Annotated in this window: 21 protein-coding genes, 2 tRNA genes, 1 pseudogene and 1 riboswitch; of the genes and pseudogenes, 8 read left to right on the top strand and 16 right to left on the bottom strand. The window is 67.1% G+C overall.

Translation table 11 applies throughout. The annotated features are described in order from the left end of the window. Window positions 1-14: 14 nt before the first annotated feature. The 6 genes from HG262_RS17160 to HG262_RS17135 all read right to left on the bottom strand — a co-directional run bounded on the left by HG262_RS17160 (window position 15) and on the right by HG262_RS17135 (window position 4,580). Complete coding sequence (locus HG262_RS17160; protein ID WP_169272155.1) at window positions 15-779, bottom strand: ABC transporter permease; 765 nt, start codon at window positions 777-779, stop codon at window positions 15-17. Further along, window positions 776-1,540: an ABC transporter ATP-binding protein gene (locus tag HG262_RS17155; protein ID WP_169272154.1), complete on the bottom strand. Its 765-nt coding sequence runs from the start codon at window positions 1,538-1,540 to the stop codon at window positions 776-778. The genes HG262_RS17160 and HG262_RS17155 overlap by 4 nt, the downstream gene beginning before the upstream one ends. Continuing rightward, window positions 1,537-2,997, bottom strand: coding sequence for an acyl-CoA reductase (locus HG262_RS17150; protein WP_169272153.1), 1,461 nt, complete (start codon window positions 2,995-2,997; stop codon window positions 1,537-1,539). Before HG262_RS17150 ends, HG262_RS17155 begins: the two co-directional genes overlap by 4 nt. Further along, the gene (locus HG262_RS17145; protein ID WP_169272152.1) at window positions 2,994-4,076 is read right to left on the bottom strand and encodes a long-chain fatty acid--CoA ligase; all 1,083 of its coding nucleotides are present in this window, start codon (window positions 4,074-4,076) and stop codon (window positions 2,994-2,996) included. The genes HG262_RS17150 and HG262_RS17145 overlap by 4 nt, the downstream gene beginning before the upstream one ends. Before the next feature lie 70 nt (window positions 4,077-4,146). Then, window positions 4,147-4,238, bottom strand: a riboswitch (TPP riboswitch). Between the two features lie 86 nt (window positions 4,239-4,324). Beyond that, window positions 4,325-4,400 (bottom strand) — tRNA-Phe (locus HG262_RS17140). A 104-nt stretch (window positions 4,401-4,504) separates the two neighbouring features. Continuing rightward, window positions 4,505-4,580 (bottom strand) — tRNA-Phe (locus HG262_RS17135). Window positions 4,581-4,852: 272 nt separating this feature from the next. Between HG262_RS17135 and hemA the strand changes: the two genes are divergently transcribed. The 5 genes from hemA to HG262_RS17110 all read left to right on the top strand — a co-directional run bounded on the left by hemA (window position 4,853) and on the right by HG262_RS17110 (window position 9,167). Next, window positions 4,853-6,127, top strand: coding sequence for a glutamyl-tRNA reductase (gene hemA / locus HG262_RS17130; RefSeq protein WP_046803238.1), 1,275 nt, complete (start codon window positions 4,853-4,855; stop codon window positions 6,125-6,127). A gap of 84 nt (window positions 6,128-6,211) precedes the next feature. After that, entirely contained in the window at window positions 6,212-7,294 is a 1,083-nt protein-coding gene (prfA, locus tag HG262_RS17125; protein WP_169272151.1) for a peptide chain release factor 1, read from the top strand. Window positions 7,295-7,304: 10 nt separating this feature from the next. Beyond that, window positions 7,305-8,138 (top strand): peptide chain release factor N(5)-glutamine methyltransferase, encoded by an 834-nt coding sequence (prmC, locus tag HG262_RS17120; RefSeq protein WP_169272150.1) that lies wholly within the window; start codon window positions 7,305-7,307, stop codon window positions 8,136-8,138. Window positions 8,139-8,269: 131 nt separating this feature from the next. Continuing rightward, window positions 8,270-8,596 (top strand): Grx4 family monothiol glutaredoxin, encoded by a 327-nt coding sequence (grxD, locus tag HG262_RS17115; protein ID WP_006227137.1) that lies wholly within the window; start codon window positions 8,270-8,272, stop codon window positions 8,594-8,596. Window positions 8,597-8,603: 7 nt separating this feature from the next. After that, a complete protein-coding gene (locus tag HG262_RS17110) occupies window positions 8,604-9,167 on the top strand; it encodes a UbiX family flavin prenyltransferase (RefSeq protein ID WP_006227138.1) in 564 nt (187 codons plus the stop codon). A 57-nt stretch (window positions 9,168-9,224) separates the two neighbouring features. Here HG262_RS17110 and HG262_RS17105 read toward each other — a convergent pair whose 3' ends face one another. Beyond that, window positions 9,225-10,298 (bottom strand): DUF6817 domain-containing protein, encoded by a 1,074-nt coding sequence (locus HG262_RS17105; protein ID WP_169272149.1) that lies wholly within the window; start codon window positions 10,296-10,298, stop codon window positions 9,225-9,227. A gap of 173 nt (window positions 10,299-10,471) precedes the next feature. On the opposite strand from HG262_RS17105, the gene HG262_RS17100 reads away from it, so the two are divergent. Then, the gene (locus HG262_RS17100) at window positions 10,472-11,266 is read left to right on the top strand and encodes a MetQ/NlpA family ABC transporter substrate-binding protein (RefSeq protein WP_169272148.1); all 795 of its coding nucleotides are present in this window, start codon (window positions 10,472-10,474) and stop codon (window positions 11,264-11,266) included. A gap of 27 nt (window positions 11,267-11,293) precedes the next feature. On the opposite strand, the gene HG262_RS17095 is transcribed toward HG262_RS17100, so the two are convergent. The 4 genes from HG262_RS17095 to HG262_RS17080 are packed head-to-tail and all read right to left on the bottom strand — an operon-like array spanning window position 11,294 to window position 15,444. Beyond that, window positions 11,294-12,109 carry an SDR family NAD(P)-dependent oxidoreductase gene (locus HG262_RS17095; protein WP_169272147.1) on the bottom strand — a complete coding sequence of 272 codons (816 nt, stop codon included), beginning with the start codon at window positions 12,107-12,109 and terminating at the stop codon, window positions 11,294-11,296. After that, window positions 12,106-12,897 carry a citryl-CoA lyase gene (locus HG262_RS17090; protein ID WP_169272146.1) on the bottom strand — a complete coding sequence of 264 codons (792 nt, stop codon included), beginning with the start codon at window positions 12,895-12,897 and terminating at the stop codon, window positions 12,106-12,108. The genes HG262_RS17095 and HG262_RS17090 overlap by 4 nt, the downstream gene beginning before the upstream one ends. Beyond that, entirely contained in the window at window positions 12,894-14,438 is a 1,545-nt protein-coding gene (locus tag HG262_RS17085; RefSeq protein WP_169272145.1) for an AMP-binding protein, read from the bottom strand. Before HG262_RS17085 ends, HG262_RS17090 begins: the two co-directional genes overlap by 4 nt. A gap of 16 nt (window positions 14,439-14,454) precedes the next feature. Continuing rightward, on the bottom strand, window positions 14,455-15,444 hold the full coding sequence (locus tag HG262_RS17080) for a tripartite tricarboxylate transporter substrate binding protein (RefSeq protein ID WP_169272144.1): 990 nt from the start codon (window positions 15,442-15,444) through the stop codon (window positions 14,455-14,457). Window positions 15,445-15,547: 103 nt separating this feature from the next. Here HG262_RS17080 and HG262_RS17075 point away from each other — a divergent pair. Further along, window positions 15,548-16,338: pseudogene (locus HG262_RS17075) on the top strand (helix-turn-helix domain-containing protein). Here HG262_RS17075 and HG262_RS17070 read toward each other — a convergent pair. The 4 genes from HG262_RS17070 to HG262_RS17055 form a co-directional block, all read right to left on the bottom strand. Continuing rightward, on the bottom strand, window positions 16,286-16,831 hold the full coding sequence (locus HG262_RS17070; protein ID WP_169272143.1) for a DUF934 domain-containing protein: 546 nt from the start codon (window positions 16,829-16,831) through the stop codon (window positions 16,286-16,288). The pseudogene HG262_RS17075 and the gene HG262_RS17070 overlap by 53 nt on opposite strands. Further along, the gene (locus tag HG262_RS17065; RefSeq protein WP_169272142.1) at window positions 16,824-18,566 is read right to left on the bottom strand and encodes a nitrite/sulfite reductase; all 1,743 of its coding nucleotides are present in this window, start codon (window positions 18,564-18,566) and stop codon (window positions 16,824-16,826) included. The genes HG262_RS17070 and HG262_RS17065 overlap by 8 nt, the downstream gene beginning before the upstream one ends. A 458-nt stretch (window positions 18,567-19,024) precedes the next feature. Continuing rightward, window positions 19,025-19,216 (bottom strand): DUF2970 domain-containing protein, encoded by a 192-nt coding sequence (locus tag HG262_RS17060; protein ID WP_169272141.1) that lies wholly within the window; start codon window positions 19,214-19,216, stop codon window positions 19,025-19,027. Window positions 19,217-19,291: 75 nt separating this feature from the next. Next, on the bottom strand, window positions 19,292-20,227 hold the full coding sequence (locus tag HG262_RS17055; protein WP_169272140.1) for a LysR family transcriptional regulator: 936 nt from the start codon (window positions 20,225-20,227) through the stop codon (window positions 19,292-19,294). A 256-nt stretch (window positions 20,228-20,483) separates the two neighbouring features. On the opposite strand from HG262_RS17055, the gene HG262_RS17050 reads away from it, so the two are divergent. After that, window positions 20,484-21,821 (top strand): DUF3100 domain-containing protein, encoded by a 1,338-nt coding sequence (locus HG262_RS17050; RefSeq protein ID WP_169272139.1) that lies wholly within the window; start codon window positions 20,484-20,486, stop codon window positions 21,819-21,821. Between the two features lie 84 nt (window positions 21,822-21,905). Here the strand turns inward: HG262_RS17050 and HG262_RS17045 are convergent. After that, window positions 21,906-22,325: hypothetical protein (locus HG262_RS17045; RefSeq protein WP_248293386.1), on the bottom strand; the 420-nt coding region annotated here is incomplete at its 5' end.

The following is a 22,325-nucleotide window of genomic DNA, read 5'->3' as shown; positions in this document are numbered from 1 at the left end:
AGTCCTGGAAGAAGTCATGGATGGTCGGCGTAGGGGCGCAGCAGGCGCCGTTCCAGTACCAGCGTGGCCTGATAGCCCAGCAGTCCGATGGCGGCGATGGCGGTCAGCGCCGCGAACATGAGGGGGGTATCCATCATGCCTTGCGCGGCGATGATGACGGCGCCCAACCCGCGGCTGGCGCCGATGAATTCGCCCACCACGGCGCCGACCAGCGCCAGCACCAGCGCCACGCGCAAGCCGGCCAGAATGCCTGGCAGGCCCGCAGGCAGCTTCAGGCGCAGCAAGGTCTGCGCGCGCGAGGCGCCCAGCATGCGGAACAGCTGCAACCGGTTCGGATCCACCTGCCGCAGGCTGGTCAGCGTGTTTTCCATCAAGGGGAAGAAGCAGATCAGCGCGGTCATGACGACGGTGGGCGCCATGCCGAAGCCGAACCACAGCACGAACAGCGGGGCCAGCGCCAGCTTGGGGACAACCTGGCTGACGATGACGTAGGGCTTGAGCACGCGATCCAGCAAGGCCGATTCCGCCAAGGCCACGCCCATCGCCAGGCCGGCCGCGCCGCCCAGCGCCAGCCCCAGCAGCATCTCGGCAAGCGTTGCGCCGATGTGCGGCCACAGATAGCCGGTGGCAAGGCTCGTCCACAGTGTCGTGGCCACGGCGGAAGGGGCGGGCAGCACCAGCGCGGAAATGCCCGCTTGCCGGACAACCGCCTCCCAGGCGCCGATCAAGACGACCAGCAGCGCGGCCGCCAAAAAACGTGACGTGAAGGCGGGCTTCATGGGCGGGTCCCGTTCATGAATTCGAACACCTGTGCGCAATACGCATTGAAGGCGGCGCCGTGCCGCATGGACTGCGTGCGCGGCAAGGGCAGGTCCACGCGCACGTCGGCCACCATGCGCCCCTGGTGCATGACCGCAACGCAGTCGCCCAGGTAGACGGCTTCGCTGATGTCGTGCGTGACGAACAACACGGTCGTCTTGCGCAGCCGGCACATCCGCATCAGATCGTCCTGCAGCTCGCCGCGTGTGATGGCGTCCAATGCCGCGAAAGGCTCGTCCAGCAGCAGCAGGGCCGGGCGAAGGATCAGCGCCCGCGCCAGCGCCACCCGGCTTTGCTGCCCGCCAGACAGTTGCCGGGGGTAATGCTGCGCATGGTCGGACAGGCCCAGCATCGCCAGCAGTTCGTGCGCGTGCGCGGTGTCTTCCGAGGAGGGGCGGCGTTGCAGCGACACGGGCAGCAGCACGTTGTCGATGACGCGGCGCCATTCCAGCAACGTAGGCGCCTGGAACACATAGCCCAGCTGCGGGCCGGGGGTGGCGGCCGTGCCGTCCCACAGACGGATGCGGCCGGACTGCGGCGTCAGCAGGCCGGCGGCCAGCTTCAGCAGCGTCGTCTTGCCGCAGCCGCTACGCCCGACCAGGCAATGGATCCCGCCAGCCTCCAATCGCCAATCGATGCCGTCGACAATGGGTGGCCGGCCCGGGTACGTATAGACCACCCGTTCGATGTCCAGAAAAGGCAGGGCCAGAGCGGCGTTCATGGCTCGTAGGACGCGAACGGATCGGCCGCGGCTTCGGCAGAATGCTCGATTTCGGTCATGCGAACGAGGTCCAGCAAATTAAAGCGGCCATCGTGATGCCAGCCCGCTTCCGGCACGCTCATCGCGCCGATGGCGCTCACGCGGGTGACGCCCGCCGCGCCCAGTTGTTCAGCCAGGCGGTACAGCTCTTGCGGCGTGGCGGCCACGCCGGCGGTCTGCAGGAATTCGCGACGGGCCGCCACCTGCCGCGCCACCTCGTCCAGCGCGTCGATGCCGGCCACCGTGATGCTGCGCTGCAGGGCGGTCGGCGCCAGGGAGGCCGCCTCATCGACGTAGGCCACGCTCCATGCCGTTTCCAGGTCGCCGATCAGCGCGTCCGCGCCGCCTGGGGCCAGCGTCCATTCGATCGACTGCCGCCATTTCGCCAGGGCGGCGGATTCTTCCAGGTCCAGCGCGCGCCGCGGAAAGCGCCGCTGCAGATTCGACAGCTCGCCCGCCAGGTAGCCCGCGAAATCCCGCGGCGAAATCGGACCGCCGCGCTGCACATAGAAAACGTGCGGCGAATAGCATCCCTGCTGGTCGTAGCGCATCACGTCCCACGCCGCCCGCCGGGCCAGGGCGGGCGCTTTCTGGGCATCCAGCGCCATCGCGCTGACCACGCCGAAACCCAGCTTGTGCCCGTGCGCCAGAAAGCGCGTCGTGACCGGCAGGCGGCGCTGGATGGCGTGCAGTGCGTGGTTGCCGCCGTAGGCCACGACCGTATCGGCCTGGGCGTAGAGCGCCGACGCGTCTTCGTCGCCCGCGCCGCGCCACCACACCACGGCCAGGCAATCGGCAAGCGGCGGGTGCACCTCGGCCAGCAGCCGGGCGAACCAGCCCGCGAACAGCGGTTCGGCGCTGGGCAGTTTTCCGATGTTGCCGGCCTTCACCAGCAGCCCGCAGACCAGGCTCCACAACGCCAGCGCGGGCACGTTGCCCGCCCAGCTGTGCGCCAGCAATTGCGGACCGTAGGCGCGCACCGCACCGCCCTTGGCGGCAGGCTGGAAGCCGTCCAGCACTTTGGGGTTGGCGAAGTCTTCGGCCACGAAGCGATGCAGTTGCGGCGCGCGGAACGTCTTGAAAAAGCCGGTCAGGCCCAGGCGCACCATCTCGGCGTCGTAGCCGCTGACGATCGGCAGCAGCGCGTCGGCCTGCCGCCGGTACGGGTCGTTGGGATCTAGCAGGCGGGCGATGGCGCGGTCGATGACCGCGATGATCTCCGACACCGTCATCGTCTTCAGATGCAGCGCGCTGGCGTGTTTGACGCGCTCGGCAAGCGCCTGCATCTGCGGCGCGGTCAACACTGGCACTGCGACGTCGACGCGCTGGCCGTCCTGCTCGAACGGCAGGGTCTGCCATTGGACATCGGCCGCGGCCAGTCCCGGCAGGTATCCCGCCTCGACCCGGACCGAGTTCATGGCGTGGCCAACCGGATGAATTCTTCCACCGCCAGCGAGCATCCCTTGGCTTGCGCGCCCTCGGCGCGACCCAGCAGCAGGAAGCCGCCGTCTGCCGGCAGGCCGACGTCTTCCGTCAGGATGGTGTTGACCGAATTGAAGTTGCCCAGGTCGCAGTGCGCCAGGATGCCGCGTTCACCGGCCGGCACGGTGCGTCCAGTGGCCGGATCGACCAGGCGCGAACGGATCCAGTGCGGCCCCGACTTGACCGACGGCACGACGGCATTGCCGTCGTCATAGAACTGCGTGCTCAGTTCCGTCATGCCGTACATGTTGATGCACAGCGCGCGCGGCACGCCCAGCAGGTCCGACAGTTCTGAATAAAAGGTGTCCAGCGGCAAGTCGCGCGACTGCCCCTTGTAGCCGCCGGTGTCCAGGATGCGGCTTCCGGGCGGCAGCTGGAACGAGCGGCCTTCCTTGCGCAGCGCGTCGATGACATGCACGAAGCTGAAGCTGGCGCCCAGCAGCGCGTAGGGCTCACCGCCGCGTTCGGCCTCTTCCAGCCGACGCCACAGGCCGTCCAGGTCGATGCCCTGCGGCGACATGAAATAGCGGCTGTCTTCGGTGCCGAAGGCGGACTTTGCCAGCGCCAGATAATGCGCCAGCGACGAATTGGGCATCGCGATTTCGTCCGGGAACAAAATGCCCATCGGCAGGCGGGCCGTGCCCTGCATGACGCGCTTGTCGAAATTGCGGGTCATGGACAGGTCGTACACGGCCAGGTGCGGATGGAAATGCCGCCCGCGCATATCGGCGCGCGTCGTGCCGCTGGTCATGAACACGCGCTCGTCGGGCCGGGGCGGCTCGCAGCGCAGTTCCATTGCCTTGAAAGCATCGATGGGCACGGCCGGAATGTCGCTCCACGTCTTCACGTTGCGCACCGTCGCGCCGCGGCGCTGGCAGAAACTGCGATAGGGGGCGCTGGCGCCGTACTGATAGGCGAAGAGGCGCAGCGCGAGCTGATCGAACTGCTCGTCGGTGCAGCTATCCTGGGCGATGAATTCGAGTAGTTCCGCGACCGGCGGGGCGACGTTGTTCATGGGCGTTCGTGGCAATCCTGTACAGGGAAGCTCCGAAGCCCGCCTGCGCAAGCGGCGCAGGGGCGCGGCAGGACAAGGCGAATGCTCTTCTTACGCCGGCATGAACCGGGTCAAGTTCGCGGGTCTGAATCTCAGCACTGGCGTGCACCCCGGAGCAAGAGCGATTTTACCCTGCAATGGGCGCGTGCTCGCTGCAAGCAAAAAGCCCAGTCGCAATTGAGGCGGACTGGGCTGTGTGCATGAATCTTTGGTGGCCTGGGGCGGAATCGAACCACCGACACAAGGATTTTCAATCCTCTGCTCTACCGACTGAGCTACCAGGCCAATACCTGAACAGGTACGTTTGCAAAAAGCCCAGCGCGGGGCTGGGCTTTTTTTGGGATTCGGTATCGGTCGCCCAGAGGCAACCGCAATCCCAATAATTCTTTTGGTGGCCTGGGGCGGAATCGAACCACCGACACAAGGATTTTCAATCCTCTGCTCTACCGACTGAGCTACCAGGCCAACGAAGTCCGCAACTATACACAATTTTCTTGGGCTGTGCCAGCCGGTCGGCAAAAATCCCGATGCCTCCTTGTCGGGGAGGCCCCGCCAAGTGTTGGGTGAATGGCACGGATGAGTGCGGCGCAGCGTCGCGGCCGGGGGGCGGATTGGCCTGGGGATAACCCGCAGGGGTATAATCTTTAACGGTCTGCTGTTACGGCTTGGGGAACTTTCCGCAGTATCGTCCCCACCCCTGACGCATTGTTCTTGGTGGCAGTTCTTCACGCTAACTCATGTCGGTAGCTGTCCTTGCCTTCGGTCTGAATCACACGTCCGCGCCGGTTTCGGTTCGCGAACGCGTGTCCATGCCCGTCGATCTGGTCAAGCCCGCGCTGGAAGGCCTGCGTTCGGCGTTTGGCGGCTCGGTCCGCGAAGCCGCCATCCTGTCCACCTGTAACCGCACCGAAATCTACTGCGCCGCTGACGGCCACGTTGCCGATCAGTTGCCCGCCTGGCTGGCTGAACACAACCGCCTGGACGCCGGCACGCTGCGCCCGCACCTGTACCGCCACCATCAAGACGACGCCGTCCGCCACGCTTTCCGCGTGGCAAGCGGCCTGGATTCCATGGTGCTGGGCGAAACGCAGATCGTGGGCCAGATGAAGGACGCCGTGCGCGCCGCCGGCGAAGCCGGATCGCTGGGCACCTTGCTGCACCAGATGTTCCAGCGCACCTTCTCGGTGGCCAAGGAAGTGCGGTCGCAAACCGCCATCGGCGCGCAATCCGTGTCCATGGCCGCCGCCGCCGTCCGCCTGGCCGAGCGCGTGTTCGGCAACCTGGACCAGGCCCGCACGCTGTTCATCGGCGCGGGCGAAATGATCGAATTGTGCGCCACGCACTTCGCCGCGCAGCGCCCGCGCAGCATGGTCGTGGCCAACCGCACGGCCGAACGCGCCGAAATCCTGGCCAACCGCTTTTCGGCCAGCACCATGAAGCTGTCGGACCTTACCGACCGCCTCTCGGAATTCGACGTCATCGTGTCCTGTACGGCAAGCTCCCTGCCCATCCTCGGGCTGGGGATGGTGGAACGGGCTACGCGCCTGCGCCGCCACCGTCCGATGGTCATGATCGACCTGGCTGTCCCGCGCGACATCGAACCCGAAGTCGGCCGCCTGGACGACGTCTACCTGTACTCGGTGGACGACCTGGGCCGCCTGGTGCAGACGGGCACCGACGCGCGCCGCGCCGCCGTTGTGCAGGCCGAAGCCATCATCGAAACCCGCGTCCAGGGCTTCATGCACTGGATGCAATCCCGCGAAGTGGTGCCCGTCATCCGCGACCTGCACCAGGCCGCCGAAGATGTCCGCGCCGCCGAATTGGAACGCGCGCGCCGCCTGCTGGCGCGCGGCGAATCGCCCGAAGCCGTGCTGGAACAACTGGCGCACGGCCTGACGCAAAAATACCTGCACGGCCCGCTGGCGGCGTTGAACCGCAGCGAAGGCGACGATCGCAAGCAACTGCTTGCCTGGATGCCGCGCCTGTTCCCCGGCCGCGATTCCCGCCGTTAGCGAATCTGTCCCACGTCCCGCCTCCTGGCGGGCGTTCGTCTTGTGGGCGCCCGCTATTCCTGTCTTTTCTTTGGTCAATCCCCCATGAAATCTTCCATGCGCAGCCGGCTGGAGCATCTGTGTCACCGCCTGACCGAGGTGGACGCGTTGCTCGCCCAACCGGAAACCGCGTCCGATATGGACCGTTTCCGCAAGCTTTCGCGCGAACGCGCCGAACTGGAGCCCGTGGTCGAGGCGTTCACCGCCTTTGCCCGGACCGAGGAAGACCTGGCGACCGCACAGGAAATGCTGTCCGATCCCGACATGAAGGCCATGGCCGAAGACGAGATCAAATCGGGCCGCGGCAAGCTGGAAGACCTGGAAAGCGCGTTGCAGCTGTTGCTGCTGCCGCGTGACCCCAATGACGGCCGCAGCGTGTTCCTGGAAATCCGCGCAGGCACGGGCGGCGACGAAAGCGCGCTGTTCTCGGGCGACCTTTTGCGCATGTACACGCGCTACGCGGAAACGCGCGGCTGGCGCGTCGAGCTGATGTCGGAAAGCGCGTCGGAACTGGGCGGCTACAAGGAAGTGATCGCGCGCATCGATGGTGACGGCGCCTACGGGCGCCTGAAGTTCGAGTCCGGTGCGCACCGCGTGCAGCGGGTGCCCGCCACCGAAGCGCAGGGCCGCATCCATACGTCGGCCTGCACCGTGGCCATCATGGCGGAAGCCGACGAGATGTCGGAAATCGTCATCAACCCGAGCGATCTGCGCATCGACACGTTCCGCGCCAGCGGCGCGGGCGGCCAGCACATCAACAAGACCGATTCGGCGGTGCGCATCACCCACTTGCCTACCGGCCTGGTGGTGGAATGCCAGGACGACCGTTCGCAGCACCGCAACAAGGACAAGGCCATGCAGGTGCTGGCGGCGCGCCTGAAAGACAAGGAAACCCGAGAACGGCAAAGCAAGGAAGCCGCGGAGCGCAAGAGCCTGATCGGCACGGGCGACCGTTCCGAGCGCATCCGCACCTATAACTTCCCGCAGGGCCGCGTGACGGACCACCGCATCAACCTGACGCTGTACAAGCTGCAGCAGATCATGGAAGGCGATCTGGAAGAGCTGACCGGCGCGCTGATCGCCGAACACCAGGCCGAGCAGCTGGCGGCCCTGGGCGACGACATCTGAGGCGCGCGCCATGACGACGCCCCAGTTGAGCAGTCTGCTGGCCGACGCCCGGCTGCCGCGCCTGGAAGTGCGCATGCTGCTGGAGCACGTGCTGGGCAAGCCGCGCGCGTGGCTGCTGGCGCATGACACCGATCCGCTGGATCCCCAGGTGGCGGCCGCCTACGAGGCGCTGCTGGCGCGGCGCCTGGCCGGCGAGCCCATGGCCTATCTGCTGGGCCACCGTGAGTTCATGGGGCACCGGTTCCGCGTGACGCCCGATGTGCTGATCCCGCGCCCCGATACCGAGGTGCTGGTCGAGACCGCGCTGGAATGCGTGGCCGGCGTGGCGGGCCCCGCCGTGCTGGACCTGGGCACCGGCAGCGGGGCGATTGCGATCTCGATCGCGCTGGCCCGCCGCGATGCGCGGGTGATGGCCTCGGACGTCAGCGCCGCCGCGCTGGCGGTGGCCGCCGGCAACGCCTGGGAGCTGACCGCGTCCGTGCGCTTCGTGGAAGGCAGCTGGTACGGGGCCGTGCCGGCGGGCGAAGGTTTTGACCTGATCGTGTCGAATCCGCCCTATGTGGCCAGCGACGATCCGCACCTGGACCAGGGCGACCTGCGTTTCGAGCCACGCGGCGCGCTGACCGATGGGGCGGGCGGCCTGGAAGACCTGGGCCGCATCGTGGCGGGGGCCGGCCGGCACCTGAAGCCGGGCGGCGCCCTGTGGATGGAGCATGGCTGGGACCAGGCGCAGGCGGTGCGCGACCTGCTGGCCGAGGCCGGCTTCGAAGACGTGCGCAGCCGCCAGGACCTGGCCGGGATCGAGCGGATCTCGGGCGGGCGCTGGCGGTCCGCCGGGCGCTGATTCGCGCGGCTTGTTACAGATTTTCCCCTGAATTTCCGGCATAGGCCGGCGCCGCATCCGGGTAATCCGGGCGGTTTCCCCGGCTGTACCTATAATTGGCGTATTCCGTTATGCCTGTCCAAGAGACCACCATGAGCGACGTTCAAGAATTCATCCGCGAAACCGTGACCCAGCACCCCGTCGTGCTGTTCATGAAGGGCACCGCCCAATTCCCGCAGTGCGGCTTCTCCGGCAAGGCCATCCAGATCCTGAAGGGCTGTGGCGTGAAGAAGCTGGTGACCGTCAATGTGCTGGAAGACGACGAAGTCCGCCAGGGCATCAAGGAATTCTCCAGCTGGCCCACCATCCCGCAGTTGTACGTGGCGGGCGAATTCATCGGCGGCTCGGACATCATGAACGAGATGAACGAATCCGGTGAACTGAAGACGCTGCTGGAGCAATCCGGCGCCACGGCCTAAGCCGCCCATGCGGCGACTGGTCATCGGCATCACGGGCGCCACCGGCGCGCTCTACGCGGTGCGCATGCTGCAAGCGCTGCGCGGCGTGGACGATGTCGAGACGCATCTGGTGGTGTCCGCGTCCGGCGTGCTGAACATCAAGCATGAACTGGATGTCAGCCGCCACGACATCTATGCGCTGGCCGACCACGTGCATTCCGTGCGCGACGTGGGTGCCACGCTGGCCAGCGGCGCGTTCCAGACGGCGGGCATGGTGATCGTGCCGTGCTCGATGCGCACGCTGGCGGCCGTGGCCCACGGCCTGTCCGACAACCTCATCACCCGCGCGGCCGACGTTACCTTGAAGGAACGCCGGCGCCTGGTGCTGATGGTGCGCGAAACGCCCTTCAACCTGGCGCATCTGCGTAACATGACGGCCGTGACCGAAATGGGCGGCATCGTGTTTCCGCCGCTGCCCGCCTTCTACCACCGGCCGGCCTCCATCGAAGAGATGGTGGACCACACGGTAGCGCGCGTGCTGGAGCTGTTCGACATCGTCGTGCCCGGCCCGCACTGGGAAGGCATGAAGTAGGGATCCCGCAGGATCCCTGTCGCGCCGGCTTATTGCAGCCCGCTCACTGCAGCCCGCTTACTGCACCAGTCCCAGCCCGTTCAGCGCCGCCAGGTTTTCCGGCCATTGGCGCGCGCGGGCGTTCTGCAGTTCGATGCGGGCCCAGGCCATCCAGCCCGCCCATTCGATGCGCTTGTCCCATGCGGTGCCCCACGCCTGCAAGGCCGCCAGCCCGGCGGCTGCATGCTGCTCGGCGGCATCGAAATCACCCGACGTCAACGCCAACTGCGCCAGCAGCAGGCGCGGTTCACCCACCCACGGATTGTGCGCGACCGCGGCTTCCAGCAGATGGCAGGCGCTGTCCATTTCCGTCAGCGGATGCATGCGCGTGATGACCTGCCAGTACAGCGCGCTGGCAGCGGCTTCGTCGCGCGGGCTGAGCGTGGCGCGGCACTGGTCGAACGCGGGCGGGACGGGGATGCCGGTGTCGGCCGGCATGCGCGACAGCGGCGCCAGCAGGTGTGACAGCATCGACAGGATGTTCGACGGCGGCTTCAACGGGCCGGGCCACAGCGACGACGCCCAATTCGTTTTCAGGTCGCGGCGTTGCTGCTGCGGATAGCCGGCGAAGATCTCGTCCTGCCAGCTGTGCCATTGTTCGCCGATGTCGGCGGCGGACACCACGATGAAGGCGGCGACCTGGCGCGGCGTCAAGGTGAACACCTGGCCGTCGGCGCCTTCCAGCGTCAAGCCATCGCTGCCTGCGCCCTGGCCTTGCAGCACGGCCTGCACGAATTTCGTGCGCGGCATCGCGCAGAACAGGCTGACCCATTCTTCAGCTTCCGTGCCCAGCACGTCACGCAAGGTCGAGCGCTCGCCTTCGCGGTCGAACAGCGTCAGGTCGACGTATTCATTGCCGTAGACGCTGTGGAACAGGCCCAGCAGGCGTACTTCGCGCGGCTGGTCCCATAGCGTCAGCGTGCGGTACACGCCCAGCAGGTGATGCTTGAAGGTGCCGGCCTTGTGCCAGTCTTCGCCGGCGCTGCGCGCGAACAGCAGGTCCAGCAGCGCCGGCAGGTCCGCATCGACGGCGGCATAGTGATCGGCAAGCAGGGCGCGGGCCTGCGGATGGAGGTCGTTGGACGTGGGCATGGCGTTGGCGTGATGAATGATTGCAGCCGCTATTGTGTCCGCATGGCGCGGGCTTGTCATGGCCACGCGTCTTATATGGTTTTGCGCATATCAATATGAATATTCATCGCTTCCGGTTTTGAAGAGCCGTCACTAGAATCGCGGGTCATTCTTCCTTTCTGTAGAGTCCCACCATGCGCCTTCGCCATTCCCTGGCCGTTCTTGCCTCGTTGATCAGTGTTGCCGCCGGCCCGGCCATGGCGCAGGACGCCGAACTGAAGGTGGGCGTGACCGTGGGCCCGCACGCGCAGATCGGCGAAGTGGTGCAGCAGGTGGCGGCCAAAGACGGCCTGAAAGTGAAGTTGATCGAGTTCAGCGACTTTATCCAGCCGAACGCGGCGCTGGACGCCAAGGAGCTGGACCTGAACATCTACCAGCACAAGCCCTTCCTGGATTCGCAGAACAAGGCGCGCGGCTACAAGCTGGTGCCGGTAGCGACAGCCGTGGTGCAGCAGATGGGCATCTATTCCAAGCGCCTGAAGTCGCTGGATGACCTGCCGCAGGGCGGCAAGGTGGCGATTCCGAACGACCCGACCAACGGCGCCCGCGCGCTGCTGGTGTTGCAGGCCGCCAAGCTGATCAAGCTGAAGGATGGCGTGACGGTGACGGCCTCGCTGTTCGATGTGGTCGAAAATCCCAAGAACCTCAAGTTCATTGAAATCGAAGCGGCGCAGCTACCGCATTCGCTGTCCGACGTGGATGCGGCCGCCGTGAATTCGGCCTACGCCATCCCGGCCGGCCTGTCGCCCGCCAAGGATGCGCTGGCGCTGGAAAGCAAGGATGCGCCGTTCGCGGCGGTGGTGATTGCCGCGCGCGAAGACAACAAGAACGATCCGCGCATTGCCCGGTTCATCAAGGCGTATCAGTCGGATGAAGTGAAGGCGTTCGTGGCCAAGCAGTTCCCTGGCGCTTACTCCACCTCCTGGTAAGCGGCGCCGCGCCTGGCGGCAGGGCCGTCAGGCGTATTTGCCCGTCAACCCGCCATCGACGAGCAGTTCGGTGCCAGTGATGTAGGACGCCTCGTCCGAGGCCAGGAACGCTACCGCGTTCGCGACTTCCCAGGGCGTGCCCATCCGGCCCATCGGCACCTGCCTGTCGCGCGCGGCCATCGCCGCTTGCAGATCGTCCGGGTCGAACATGCGCGCGACGTTCTGCGCCACGCGCGGGGTGTCGATCAGGCCGGGAATGACAGTGTTCACGCGGATGCCGTCGGCGGCGTACTGCTGCGCCGCCATGCGCGCGAAGTGGATCACGGCGGCCTTGCTGACGCTGTAGGCCAGATGCGGATAGCCGGTGTACCGGATGCCCGCGATGGACGACACCGTGACGATCGCGCCGCCGCCCTGGGCGCGCATCAAGGGCGCCAGCAGGCGCGTGGCAATAAGCAGGCTGGTCACGTTCACTTGCTGGATGCGGTCCCAGTCTTGCAGCGAGATCTCCTCCGGCCCGCCCACTTTGCCGATGCCGGCGTTGGCTTGCAGGATGTCGATACGCCCGTAGCGGCGCAGCGCGGCATCCACCGCCGCTTGCATGGCGTCCGGGTCGGCCACGTCGGCCTGCACCGCCAAGGCGCTGCCGCCGGCCAGCTCCACTTCATGCGCGGCGTCTTCCGCGGCGGCCAGATGGGCGTCCAGGGCCACCACGGCCGCGCCTCGCCGTGCCAGCGTCACGCAGCTGGCGCGGCCGATGCTCCAGCCGGCGGCTGATGTGCCGGCCCCGGCCACCAGCGCGATCTTGCCTGCCAGGCGCGTGTCGGCGCCGGCCGCCGTCATGCGGATTCCCCGCCGGCTTGCTGATGCGTCTTGCCTTCGCCCACGTAGGGGATGGCGTGGTCGATGGTTTCCCAAATGTAGCGGCCCGACGGGCTTTGCTGTTCTTCGGCCACGTGCGACACCAGGCCGGCGGCGCGCGAGATCACGGCAAACCCGCGCATCAGGTCGGTCGGCACGCCGATCTCGCTGAGCAGCGCCGCCACCGCGCCCGTGGCGTTGATGGTGATGTGCTTGCCATAGGTTTCGTCGATCGCCGTTGCCAGCAGGCGCAGCGCCTTTACCGACGCGCCCTCCAGGTCCGGTTCGGCTTCGGCCAGCGCCAGCAGCTTGATCGATCGCGGGTCGTCGGGCTTGTGCAGGTGGTGGCCGAAGCCGGGCAGGGCGCGGCGCTGTTCGCGGAACTCGCGTGCGATGGCAAGCGCTTCCGTCCGGCCGTCTGCCGCCTGCTTGATGCGGTCCAGCAGTCGCGAGCAGTTCTCCATGGTGCCGACGAACTGGCTGCCCACCGCCATCAGGCCTGAGGCCACCGCGCCTTGCAGGTTTTCCGGCGCGCTCATGTAGATCAGGCGCGTGGCGATGGCGCTGGGCGTCATGCCGTGCTCCATCAGCGTCACCAGCACGGCATCGACGATGCGCATGTCCACCGGGCGCGCGTCGCGGCCCAGGATCTGCATGATCATGACTTCGGTGAAGGTCTTCTTGCCGATCAGGTCTTCGACCAGGTCGACGTCGCGGTACGACATCCCCGTCAGGTGATGGGCGCAGAGTCGGGTTTCGGGCGGGTTCATGGCGTTTCCTTTTGCGCGGCGTCGCGCACGGCGTTCTTCAGGACCTTGCCGACGCTGGAGCGCGGCAGGCTGTCATGGATGTGGAATTGCTTGGGCGTGGCCACCGGGCCCAGCAAGGCGCGTACGTGGGCCTTGAGCGCATCGGCGTCGGCTTGCGCGCCGGGGTGGAACTGCACGGCGGCGTGGACGGCTTCGCCCCACTTGTCGTCGGGCAGGCCGAAGACCGAGCATTCATACACGGCGGGGTGCGACGACAACGCGTTTTCGACATCCACGGGATAGACGTTGAAGCCGCCGGTGATGATGACGTCGCGCAGGCGGTCCTTCAGGAACAGATAGCCGCGCGCATCGATCAGGCCGGTGTCGCCGGTGTGAAGCCAGCCGTCGACCAGCGTTTCGGCGGTCTTTTCCGGCAGGCGCCAATAGCCCGTCATGGTCAGGTCGCCGTGCACCACGACTTCGCCGATTTCGCCGCGCGGCAGCAGGGCGCCGTCCGCGCCCATGATGGCCACGTCCGACAGCCAGGTCGCGCGGCCGACCGAGGCGCGGTTCTGCGGCGCTTCCAGGTCGGCGGGCCGCAGCACGGTGGCGATTTGCGGCGCTTCGGTCTGCCCGTAGGTGGTGCCCAGCACGGGGCCGAAGAAGTCGCGCGCGCGGTCGATCTTCTCGGGCGGCATCGGCGCGCCGCCATAGATCAGGTTGCGCAGGGCGGGGAAGTCCGCGCGCGACACGCCTTCCTGCGCCATGATCATGTAGATCAGCGTGGGCGGCATGAAGCTCAGCGTGCCGCCGCGCTCGCGGAACGCCGCCGTGATGGTGGCCGGGGTGATGCTGTCCAGCAGCAAGTGCGCGCCGCCGCAGGCCAGCACGGGCAACAGGTAGGTGCCCGTGCCGTGGGTGATGGGGGCGGACACCACGTAGCGGTCGTCGCGGGTCAGCGCCCAGCTGGCGATCTGGTTGATGATGCCGGCGTTCCAGGCGCGGTACGGCTGCATCACGCCTTTGGGCAGGCCGGTGGTGCCACCGGTGAACTTGATGGCTTGCGTGGCGTCGCGTGACAGCGCATGGCGCACCGGCTCGTGGCCGGCGTATTGCCGCAGCAGGGCGTGCAGGCGCAGTTCGTCGCCGTCGCCGCCATTGCCGCCGTCATCCGGCGGGCTCGCCTGACCGTCTTCCAGGTTGATCCGCGCGCTGTCCGAGGGCGGCGCCAGGGGCGCTCCGACCTGGTCGACGATGACGATGGAGGGTTCGGTGGCGTCCAGGATGCGCCCGATCTCCCGCGCGGTGCTGCGGTAGTTGAGCGGCACCCAGACCTTGCCGCTGGCCAGCACGGCCAGCAGCGCCAGGATGTGCCGCGCCGAGTTGCCGGCGCAGATGGCGACCCGGGTCTGCGGTTCGGGGTCCAGGCCCTGCAGCGCGGCCGCCAACGCCCGCGTGTCGGCAGCCAGCCGCGCATAAGTGACGGCGCCTTCGGGGCCATCCAGCGCGATGCGTTCGGGATACTGCTCCGCCGCTCGGAAGAAGAAATCGATCGGGTACACCTGTGCTCCTTGAAACCTAGTTGGCCTTGATGTCGGCGCGTTTGACCACGGCGCCCCATTTGCCGATTTCGCTGTCGATCTTCTTGGCGAAAGTCTCGGGCGTATTGGGCGTGGGGGGCGCGTAGAAGCCGGACTGCTGGTAGGACGCCTGCAGCGCCGGACTGGCCAGCGCCTGGTTCAGCGCCTCGTTCAAGCGCGCGATGACGGGCGCGGGCGTGCCGGCGGGCGCCACCAGGCCGAACCACGATTCCACGTCGAAACCGGTCAAGCCGGATTCGGCCAGCGTGGGCACATCCGGCGTGGACGGCAGCCGCTGGGGCGAGGTGACGCCGATGGCGCGCAACTTGCCGGCCAGCACGTGCGGCAATGACGACGGCAGGTTGTCGAACATGGAATCCACCTGGCCGCCCAGCAGGTCGGCCACGGCGGGGCCGCTGCCGCGGTACGGCACATGCAGGATGTCGGTGCCCGTCTCCATCTTGAACAGTTCGCACGACAGGTGGATGGACGAGCCGCTGCCGGAGGACGCGCACGTCAGCTTGCCGGGATGTTTCTTGGCATAGGCGATGTATTCCTGCACGGTCTTGACCGGCACCTTGGGGTTGACGACCAGGATGTTGGGGATGGTCGCCACCAGGCCGACGGGCTTGAAGTCCTTGATGAAGTCGTAGTTCAGCTGGCTGTACAGCGTGCGGTTGATCGTGTTGGCGATGGAGCCCATGTACAGCGTGTAGCCGTCCGGTGCTGCGCGCGACACGATTTCGGCGCCGATATTGCTATTGGCGCCGGTCTTGTTTTCGACCACGAACGTCTGGCCCAGCGCCTCCGACAGCGACTTGGCCATCAGGCGCGCGACGATGTCGGTGGCGCCGCCCGCGGCGTACCCCACGACGAGGGTCACGGGCCGTTCCGGATAGGGTTTGGCCGCAAGGGCAGGGGGGCTGACGGTCAGCGCGCCGCCCAGGGCCGCCGCCAGGGCGGCCAGCCGCCTGGTGAGTGTCTTCATGGTTGTCTCCGTCCTATTTTGTCTAATATTTGGACAGATCTTTGTCTGCCCGATTTCATATTGGGCTTTGATAAGGCCGTCATCAACGCAACGTGTCCAAAATATGAACAAGCCGGAATCGGAAACCTCGGGGCCCGTCGTCCTGCGCCGTGGGCTGCGGGTGCTGGGCGTATTGCGCCAGGCTGGGGCCGTGGGCATGCACGTGGTGGACATCGCGCGCGCGGCGGGCATGCAGCGGTCCACCGCCTATCGCTATCTGGATGTGCTGGTGGAAGAGGGCTATGCGCTGCGCGAGTCCGAAGCGCCGCGCTGGGCGTGATGATGGCGGGCGATCCGCATGCGCAGGCGGTGCGCGGCCTGCGTCCGGTGCTGCGCCAGATCAGCGATGTCACCGGCGATTCCGCGTTTCTCATCTGCCGGGCGGCGAATGACTCGCTATGCCTGCACCGCGAGGTGGGCAACTACCCGGTGCAGGTGCTTGCGGTGACGGTGGGGCATCGTCAACCGTTGGGGGTGGGGGCGGCGGGGCTGGCGCTGCTGGCGGCCTTGCCGCCGGCCGAGGCCGATGAAGTGGTGGCGCAGAACGAGCGTGCGCTGCGCGCCTACGGCGGCATGACGGGCGTGCAGATGCGGCGTTTGGTGGGGAACACCCGGGACCGGGGCTGGTCGGTAGTGGGCAACGCCGCGGTGCCGGGTGTGCTGGGCGTGGGCGTGGCCTTGTGCGACGCGGGCGGCTACCCGCGCCTGGCGGTCAGCGTGTCCAGCCTGATCGACCGGATGCAGGCGCCGCGCCAGCGCAGCATCGCGGAATTGATCCGCGGCCAGCTGGCGCAAGACGAGTTCAGGCGGCTGCCGGGGGCGGCGCCCGATACGTCTTCTGATAGTGCACGGTGAAGGTCTTGAACGCGTCCAGGGCCTTTTTTGGATCGTGCCCGGGCTTGACGAGGAAGCTGTTGAAGCCGACGCGCGCCTGGTAGTGGATGGTGTCGATCATCACGTCGCCGATCGCGCGCAGTTCGCCCGTCCACTGGTATTGCGTGCGCAGCAGTTGCGCCAGCGAGTAGCCGCGGCCGTCGGTGTAGTTGGGGAAGTCCACCGCGATGAAGGCGATGCCGGAAGGGTCCAGCGTGCCGTCGGCCTCGGCCAATTCGCGCAGGTCGGCGTCGGGTTCCAGCCGCACGGCAACGGGATGCCGATGACGGCGCAAGGTCGCGCGGGAAGTCTTCCAGACGGACAGGGGCACGATCCAGCCGGGTTCGTCGCTGGGCACCTGGCCTTCGGCGGCGACTTCGGGTTCGGGCACGAAGGGGCGCGCCGTGTCGGCTTGCAAGCGGCCGTCCAGGATCAGGTGCGGGCCGGGGGCGTCGTGGGCGTACAGGTCAGGCATGGGCGGCCTCGGCGCTTTGTGCGGGTTTGGCGAAGGCGGGATCGGCGTAGACGTCCTGTTTGAAAGGGTCGATGCCGACGCGATCCACCACGTCGATGAAGCGTTCGATTTCGCTGTCGCGCAGGCCCAGGTAGGTGCGGATCAGGCGGTCGACCACGCCCGGCACCTGGTCGCGGGCGAACGACGGGCCGATGATGCGGCCGACGGCGGCGCCGCCGCCGCGCGTGGATTCCAGGTCGGGCAGGGGCTTGGCGCCGCCGTTCTGGCGGCCCCCCAGCGTGACCTGATACCACTCTTCGCCGGCCTTATCGACGCCCAGGATACCGATGTGCCCCACGTGGTGGTGGCCACAGGAATTGATGCAGCCCGAGATGTTCAGGTCCAGCTCGCCGATCTCGAACAGGTAGTCCAGGTCGTCGAACTGGCGCTGGATGGCTTCGGCGACAGGGATGGAAACGGCATTGGCCAACGCGCAGAAGTCGCCGCCCGGACAGGCGATGATGTTGGTCAAAAGGCCGATATTGGGCGTGGCGAGGTTCAGCGTTTCCAGCTTCTGCCAAAGCGCGTGCAACTGCGAACGGCGCACGTCGGCCAGGATCAGGTTCTGCTCGTGCGAGACGCGCAGTTCGCCGAAGCCAAAGGCGTCGGCCAGGTCGGCCACGGCATCCATCTGGTCGGCGGTGATGTCGCCCGGCGGCACGCCGGTGGGCTTGAGCGATACGCTGACGGCGGCGTAGCCAGCGACTTTGTGCGCGTGCACGTTGGTGCGCAGCCAGCGCGCAAAGCGCTTGTCGGCGGCGGCCAGCGCGTCGGTGTTGTCGGCGTCGGTGGCGGCGGCCGCGTCATATTGCGGCCAGACGAAGCGCGCCTTGATGCTGTCGACGAATTCCTGGGTGATGGTGTCGGGGCCGCCCTTGATGAGCTGCCACTGTTCATCGACCTGCTGCGCGTAGACCTCGGGCGTCAGGTCCTTGACCAGGATCTTGATGCGCGCCTTGTACTTGTTGTCGCGGCGGCCGTGCAGGTTGTAGACCCGCAGCGCGGCCTGCATGTAGGTCAGCAGGTCTTGCCATTCGACGAAGGGGTTGATCAGTTTGCCGACGATGGGCGTGCGGCCCATGCCGCCGCCCACCCAGACGCGAAAGCCCAGCTTGCCGTCGCGCTCGACGGCTTGCAGGCCGATGTCGTGCACGCCGACCGCGGCGCGGTCCTGCACGGCGCCGCTGACGGCGATCTTGAACTTGCGCGGCAGGAAGGCGAATTCCGGGTGCAGCGTGGACCACTGGCGGATGATCTCGCACCAGACGAGCGGATCCACCAGTTCGTCCGGCGCGACGCCGGCGAAGTGGTCGGTCGTGGTGTTGCGGATGCAGTTGCCGCTGGTCTGGATGGCGTGCATCTGGACGGTGGCGAGTTCCGCCAGGATGTCCGGCACGTCTTCCAGGCGGGGCCAGTTGAACTGGATGTTCTGGCGGGTGCTGAAGTGGCCATAACCGCGGTCCCACTTGCGCGCGATGTGCGCCAGGGTGCGCAGCTGGCGCGACGCCAGCATGCCGTACGGGATGGCCACGCGCAGCATGGGCGCGTGGCGTTGGATGTACAGGCCATTCTGCAGGCGCAGAACGCGGAATTCATCTTCGGTGAGCTGGCCGTCGAGGAAGCGGCGCGTCTGGTCGGCAAACTGCGCCACACGCTGCTCGACAAGCTGCTGGTCGACGGGGTCATACACGTACATGTCTACTGCCCTTGAAGTCTTCTCGGTCTGAGTCCCTTTGCGTCCGGCGCAGGGCGGCGGGAAAAGGGGATTCATAACCGTAACAGGCAGCCGACAAGACCGTCTAAGTCATTCTCGTAATAAGAAAATAAGACCCCCACGCCGCGCACGCTACGCGCGCTTGCTGCCCCCCGAGGGGGCGGCTTCCCCCTTGGGGCGGCCCGGCGGGGGAAGGGGCCCCCACGCCGCGCCCGCTACGCGTGCTTGCTGCGCCCCGAGGGGGCGTCTTCCCCCTTGGGGCGGCCCGGCGGGGGAAGGATGCCCCCACGCTGCGCACGCTACGCGCGCTTGCTGCCCCCCGAGGGGGTGCCTTCCCCCCTTGGGGCGGCCCGGCGGGGGAAGGAGGCCCTCACGCTGCACACGCTACGCGCGCTTGCTGCCCCGAGGGGGAAGGGGCCGCTATACTATATAGAGGGTGCCTACAGCGCGGCGTTCACCGCCCAGCGGGCGATGAAGACCAGGATGATCACCAGGCAGGTGGCCAGCAGCAGGCCGGTGGCGATCAGGGGCCCGGGTTTGTTGTGGGCGATGTCGGCCTGGTAGCCGCGGCCGCGGCGTACGCCGAAAAAACCCCAGAGCACGGAGCGGACCGTGCGCAGGAAACTAAGCATATGCGCCTCCTGGCGGATGAAGGGGAGTTGGCACTGTAGGCGGTGCCGCCCGCGTCAGATAGAGGCAGATCCGCGTCAAACGACCATATCAGTTGCGGGCGCCCCGGGCGCGCCGATGCCCCGGACGATATGGTCCAGCAGTTCGCGGGCGGCCGGCGAGATGTGGCGGCCCGCCCGGCTCAGCACATGCAGGCTGCCCTGGTTCAGGATGGGGTTGGCCAGCGGCAGGCTGGCCAGCCGCTGCGCCCGCATGTCGGCGGTGACGGCGATGGGGGGCGTCAGCGCATAGCCGATGCCAGCCGCGGAAAATTGCCACAACGCCTTGAAGGAAGAGGTGGTCAATACATTGCGCAGGCGCACCTGTTCGCTGATCTCGGCGGCCTGGATGTGCTGGCGTACGCCAAAGCCTTCCTGCATGGATGCGCCCGGATAGTCGGCCAGGTCGGTCAATAACAGGGGGCGGTTCAGCCGAGTCAGCGGATGGTCCTGGCGGACGATGGCGCGGATGGGCTCGGGCCGCGAGTAATGGGTGCGCAGGCGGGCATCGTTGGGCGGCTGGAACACCAACCCTATATAGGCGCGGTCGTCCACGATGCGCTGCACGATCTCGGAGGTGCGGGCCACGTCGATATCCAGCGTGACCTCGGGGTGGCTGCGCCAGTAGCCGGGCAGCACGCGGTCGAACATCAGTTCAACGAAGCCTTCGCCCAGCACCAGGTCGATATGGCCGCGTTCGGCCTTGCGCAGACTGTCGATCTCGGAAAAGAAGCTCTCCTGGATGTTCTGCTGGCGTTTCACGTACCGGGCCAGGATGTGGCCGGCGTCGGTGGGCACCACGCCGCGTCCGCGGCGTTCGAACAGGGCCATGCCGCAGTCGCGCTCCAGCGCGGCGATGGCGCGGCTGACGGCCGACGGGTCCATGTCCAGCACTTCGGCGGCGCCACGCACCGACCCGCGGCTCATGACCTGCATGAAATAGTGGGTGCGGCGGGCGTCGAGTTTTTCATCCATGGCGGGGCTCTTCAAAGCGGAGTGCGGCGGGGGATCCACAGTGCCTACTTGGGGTTTACCCGTAAAATACCGGATACCTTGCAAAATTTTCCCAGGAAAAGGCTCTGTGTTGCATTTTACGCAACGCTAATGCGCAGGTGGTGTCATGGTTGCCCGCAAGGCCCCCGGGCGAAAATCGCGCCTGCTGCCCGCGCCGCCGCTGTCATGCGCCGCCGCGTCGCTACGAAAACTTATTCACGTTCATCAGGGGAATTCGATGTCTCACGCCAGCGTCAGCCTGGCCGCGCCTTCCATGCCGCTATCCGCCCGCATTCGCATGCTGGCCGCCATTTTGCTGGTGGTCGTCATTTCCGAAGCGATCGGCAGCGTCACGTTCGCGGTGGGCCCGGGCAAGATCGTTCTGCAACCGATGCTTTGGGCGATCTTCATCGGCGCCATCGTGGCCGCATTCGGCCAGCGCCTGCCGGCAGGCTCGGGCATCGACAAGGCCATGCAGACCCGCATCAGCGGCTATCTGCAATACGCACTGCTGCCGTTCCTGGCGAAGCTGGGCCTGATGGTCGGTGGCTCGCTGCCGCAAGTGCGCGAGGCCGGCTGGGCCCTGGTGTTCCAGGAATTCGGCCACTTCTTCGGCACGATGGCCATCGGCCTGCCGCTGGCGCTGCTGCTGGGCATCAAGCGCGAGGCGATCGGCGCCACGTTCTCGGTGGGCCGCGAACCCAGCCTGGCCATCATCGGCGAGCGCTACGGCATGAACTCGCCGGAAGGCCGTGGCGTGATGGCCGAGTACATCACGGGCACCGTGATCGGCGCGCTGTTCGTGGCGCTGATGGCCGGTTTCATCACCAGCCTGAACATCTTTGATCCGCGCTCGCTCGCCATGGGCGCCGGCGTGGGTTCGGGCAGCATGATGGCTGCCGGCGTGGGCGCCATTGCGTCCCAGCAGACGCCGGAAATGGCGCACCAGGTGGCCGCGCTGGCCGCCGCCGCCAACCTGCTGACGACGGTGGTTGGCGTGTATTTCACGCTGTTCATCTCGCTGCCCACGACCATCTTCCTGTACGGCAAGCTGGAACCCGTGCTGGGCCGTTTCTCGCGCAGCAAGGCGTCCGAAGCCGTTGTCGAGAGCAGCGTGTCGGAAGACGTGCCGGCGCATGGCGCCAAGATGGGCTTCGGCGACCGCCTGACCGCCTATCTGATCTGCGGCCTGTTTGCACTGGTGGGCAACCGCCTGGGCTACAACGTGCCGTTCCTGGACGCGCTGCCGGGCATGGGCATCATCATCCTGCTGGTGGTATTGACCGACCTGATCCTGCGCGTGGTGCCCAAGCTGCCCGCCGTGGCCGTGTTGTCGCTGATCGCCATGACGGCGGGCTGCCCCGGCGTACTGCCGTACTCGGACCAGATCATCGCCGCCGTCGGCAAGGTGAATTTCCTGCCGTTCACGACCGTGATCCTGGCCATGGCCGGCCTGTCGATCCTGAAAGACCTGCCCGCCTTCCGCAAGCTGGGCTGGAAGATCGTGGTGGTATCCCTGGCCGCCAACGCCGGCACTTTCCTGGGCGCCACGATGATCGCGGAATTCTTCCACTGATCCGGCGCGTCTAGCCTTTGGCCGACGGAAAAGCCACCTGGAAACAGGTGGCTTTTTCTTTTTCGCCGTGACCCGCAACCGGGATCAGCGCGTGTCGGGCGTGAAGCCCGGCCGGTAGCGGGCGTTGTCGGTGACGTTCTCGGTGGCGCCAATGTTGGCCACGGCGGGCACGGCGGCACCGGCCGCCTTCACGGCCACGGCGGCTTGCCATTCCTGCACCTGCGGGTTGCCCATCGCGACCCGGTAAGGTTGCAGCGGCGTCAGGCCTTCGATGGTGCCCAGGTCGTTGGCGCTGCCGGCGCGCTGCGCCAGCGGATCGGGCTGCGCCGAGAAATCGTCGACGGCACGGCGCATGCGCGCGTCGGCGTACTGGTCGCGCAGGGCGTCCAAGCGGGCTTGCGGCGGTGCGGGCGGCAGGCGCGGCGCGTCTTCGCCCACATGCGCGTTCCGGGCAAAGACGCCAAAGGCGGCGGGCGAGTCGGCGTCGCGCAGGCGGGCGACGCG

Origin of the sequence: Achromobacter sp. Bel (assembly GCF_012928505.1) — a bacterium.
GTDB lineage: Bacteria > Pseudomonadota > Gammaproteobacteria > Burkholderiales > Burkholderiaceae_B > Achromobacter.
This window is presented reverse-complemented; position numbering and strand designations above follow the sequence as displayed.

Coding starts and splice junctions, on each gene's coding strand:
- HG262_RS17160 (WP_169272155.1), bottom strand. CDS start 779: ATGAAGCCCGCCTTCACGTCACGTTTTTTGGCGGCCGCGCTGCTGGTC.
- HG262_RS17155 (WP_169272154.1), bottom strand. CDS start 1,540: ATGAACGCCGCTCTGGCCCTGCCTTTTCTGGACATCGAACGGGTGGTC.
- HG262_RS17150 (WP_169272153.1), bottom strand. CDS start 2,997: ATGAACTCGGTCCGGGTCGAGGCGGGATACCTGCCGGGACTGGCCGCG.
- HG262_RS17145 (WP_169272152.1), bottom strand. CDS start 4,076: ATGAACAACGTCGCCCCGCCGGTCGCGGAACTACTCGAATTCATCGCC.
- hemA (WP_046803238.1), top strand. CDS start 4,853: ATGTCGGTAGCTGTCCTTGCCTTCGGTCTGAATCACACGTCCGCGCCG.
- prfA (WP_169272151.1), top strand. CDS start 6,212: ATGAAATCTTCCATGCGCAGCCGGCTGGAGCATCTGTGTCACCGCCTG.
- prmC (WP_169272150.1), top strand. CDS start 7,305: ATGACGACGCCCCAGTTGAGCAGTCTGCTGGCCGACGCCCGGCTGCCG.
- grxD (WP_006227137.1), top strand. CDS start 8,270: ATGAGCGACGTTCAAGAATTCATCCGCGAAACCGTGACCCAGCACCCC.
- HG262_RS17110 (WP_006227138.1), top strand. CDS start 8,604: ATGCGGCGACTGGTCATCGGCATCACGGGCGCCACCGGCGCGCTCTAC.
- HG262_RS17105 (WP_169272149.1), bottom strand. CDS start 10,298: ATGCCCACGTCCAACGACCTCCATCCGCAGGCCCGCGCCCTGCTTGCC.
- HG262_RS17100 (WP_169272148.1), top strand. CDS start 10,472: ATGCGCCTTCGCCATTCCCTGGCCGTTCTTGCCTCGTTGATCAGTGTT.
- HG262_RS17095 (WP_169272147.1), bottom strand. CDS start 12,109: ATGACGGCGGCCGGCGCCGACACGCGCCTGGCAGGCAAGATCGCGCTG.
- HG262_RS17090 (WP_169272146.1), bottom strand. CDS start 12,897: ATGAACCCGCCCGAAACCCGACTCTGCGCCCATCACCTGACGGGGATG.
- HG262_RS17080 (WP_169272144.1), bottom strand. CDS start 15,444: ATGAAGACACTCACCAGGCGGCTGGCCGCCCTGGCGGCGGCCCTGGGC.
- HG262_RS17070 (WP_169272143.1), bottom strand. CDS start 16,831: ATGCCTGACCTGTACGCCCACGACGCCCCCGGCCCGCACCTGATCCTG.
- HG262_RS17065 (WP_169272142.1), bottom strand. CDS start 18,566: ATGTACGTGTATGACCCCGTCGACCAGCAGCTTGTCGAGCAGCGTGTG.
- HG262_RS17060 (WP_169272141.1), bottom strand. CDS start 19,216: ATGCTTAGTTTCCTGCGCACGGTCCGCTCCGTGCTCTGGGGTTTTTTC.
- HG262_RS17055 (WP_169272140.1), bottom strand. CDS start 20,227: ATGGATGAAAAACTCGACGCCCGCCGCACCCACTATTTCATGCAGGTC.
- HG262_RS17050 (WP_169272139.1), top strand. CDS start 20,484: ATGTCTCACGCCAGCGTCAGCCTGGCCGCGCCTTCCATGCCGCTATCC.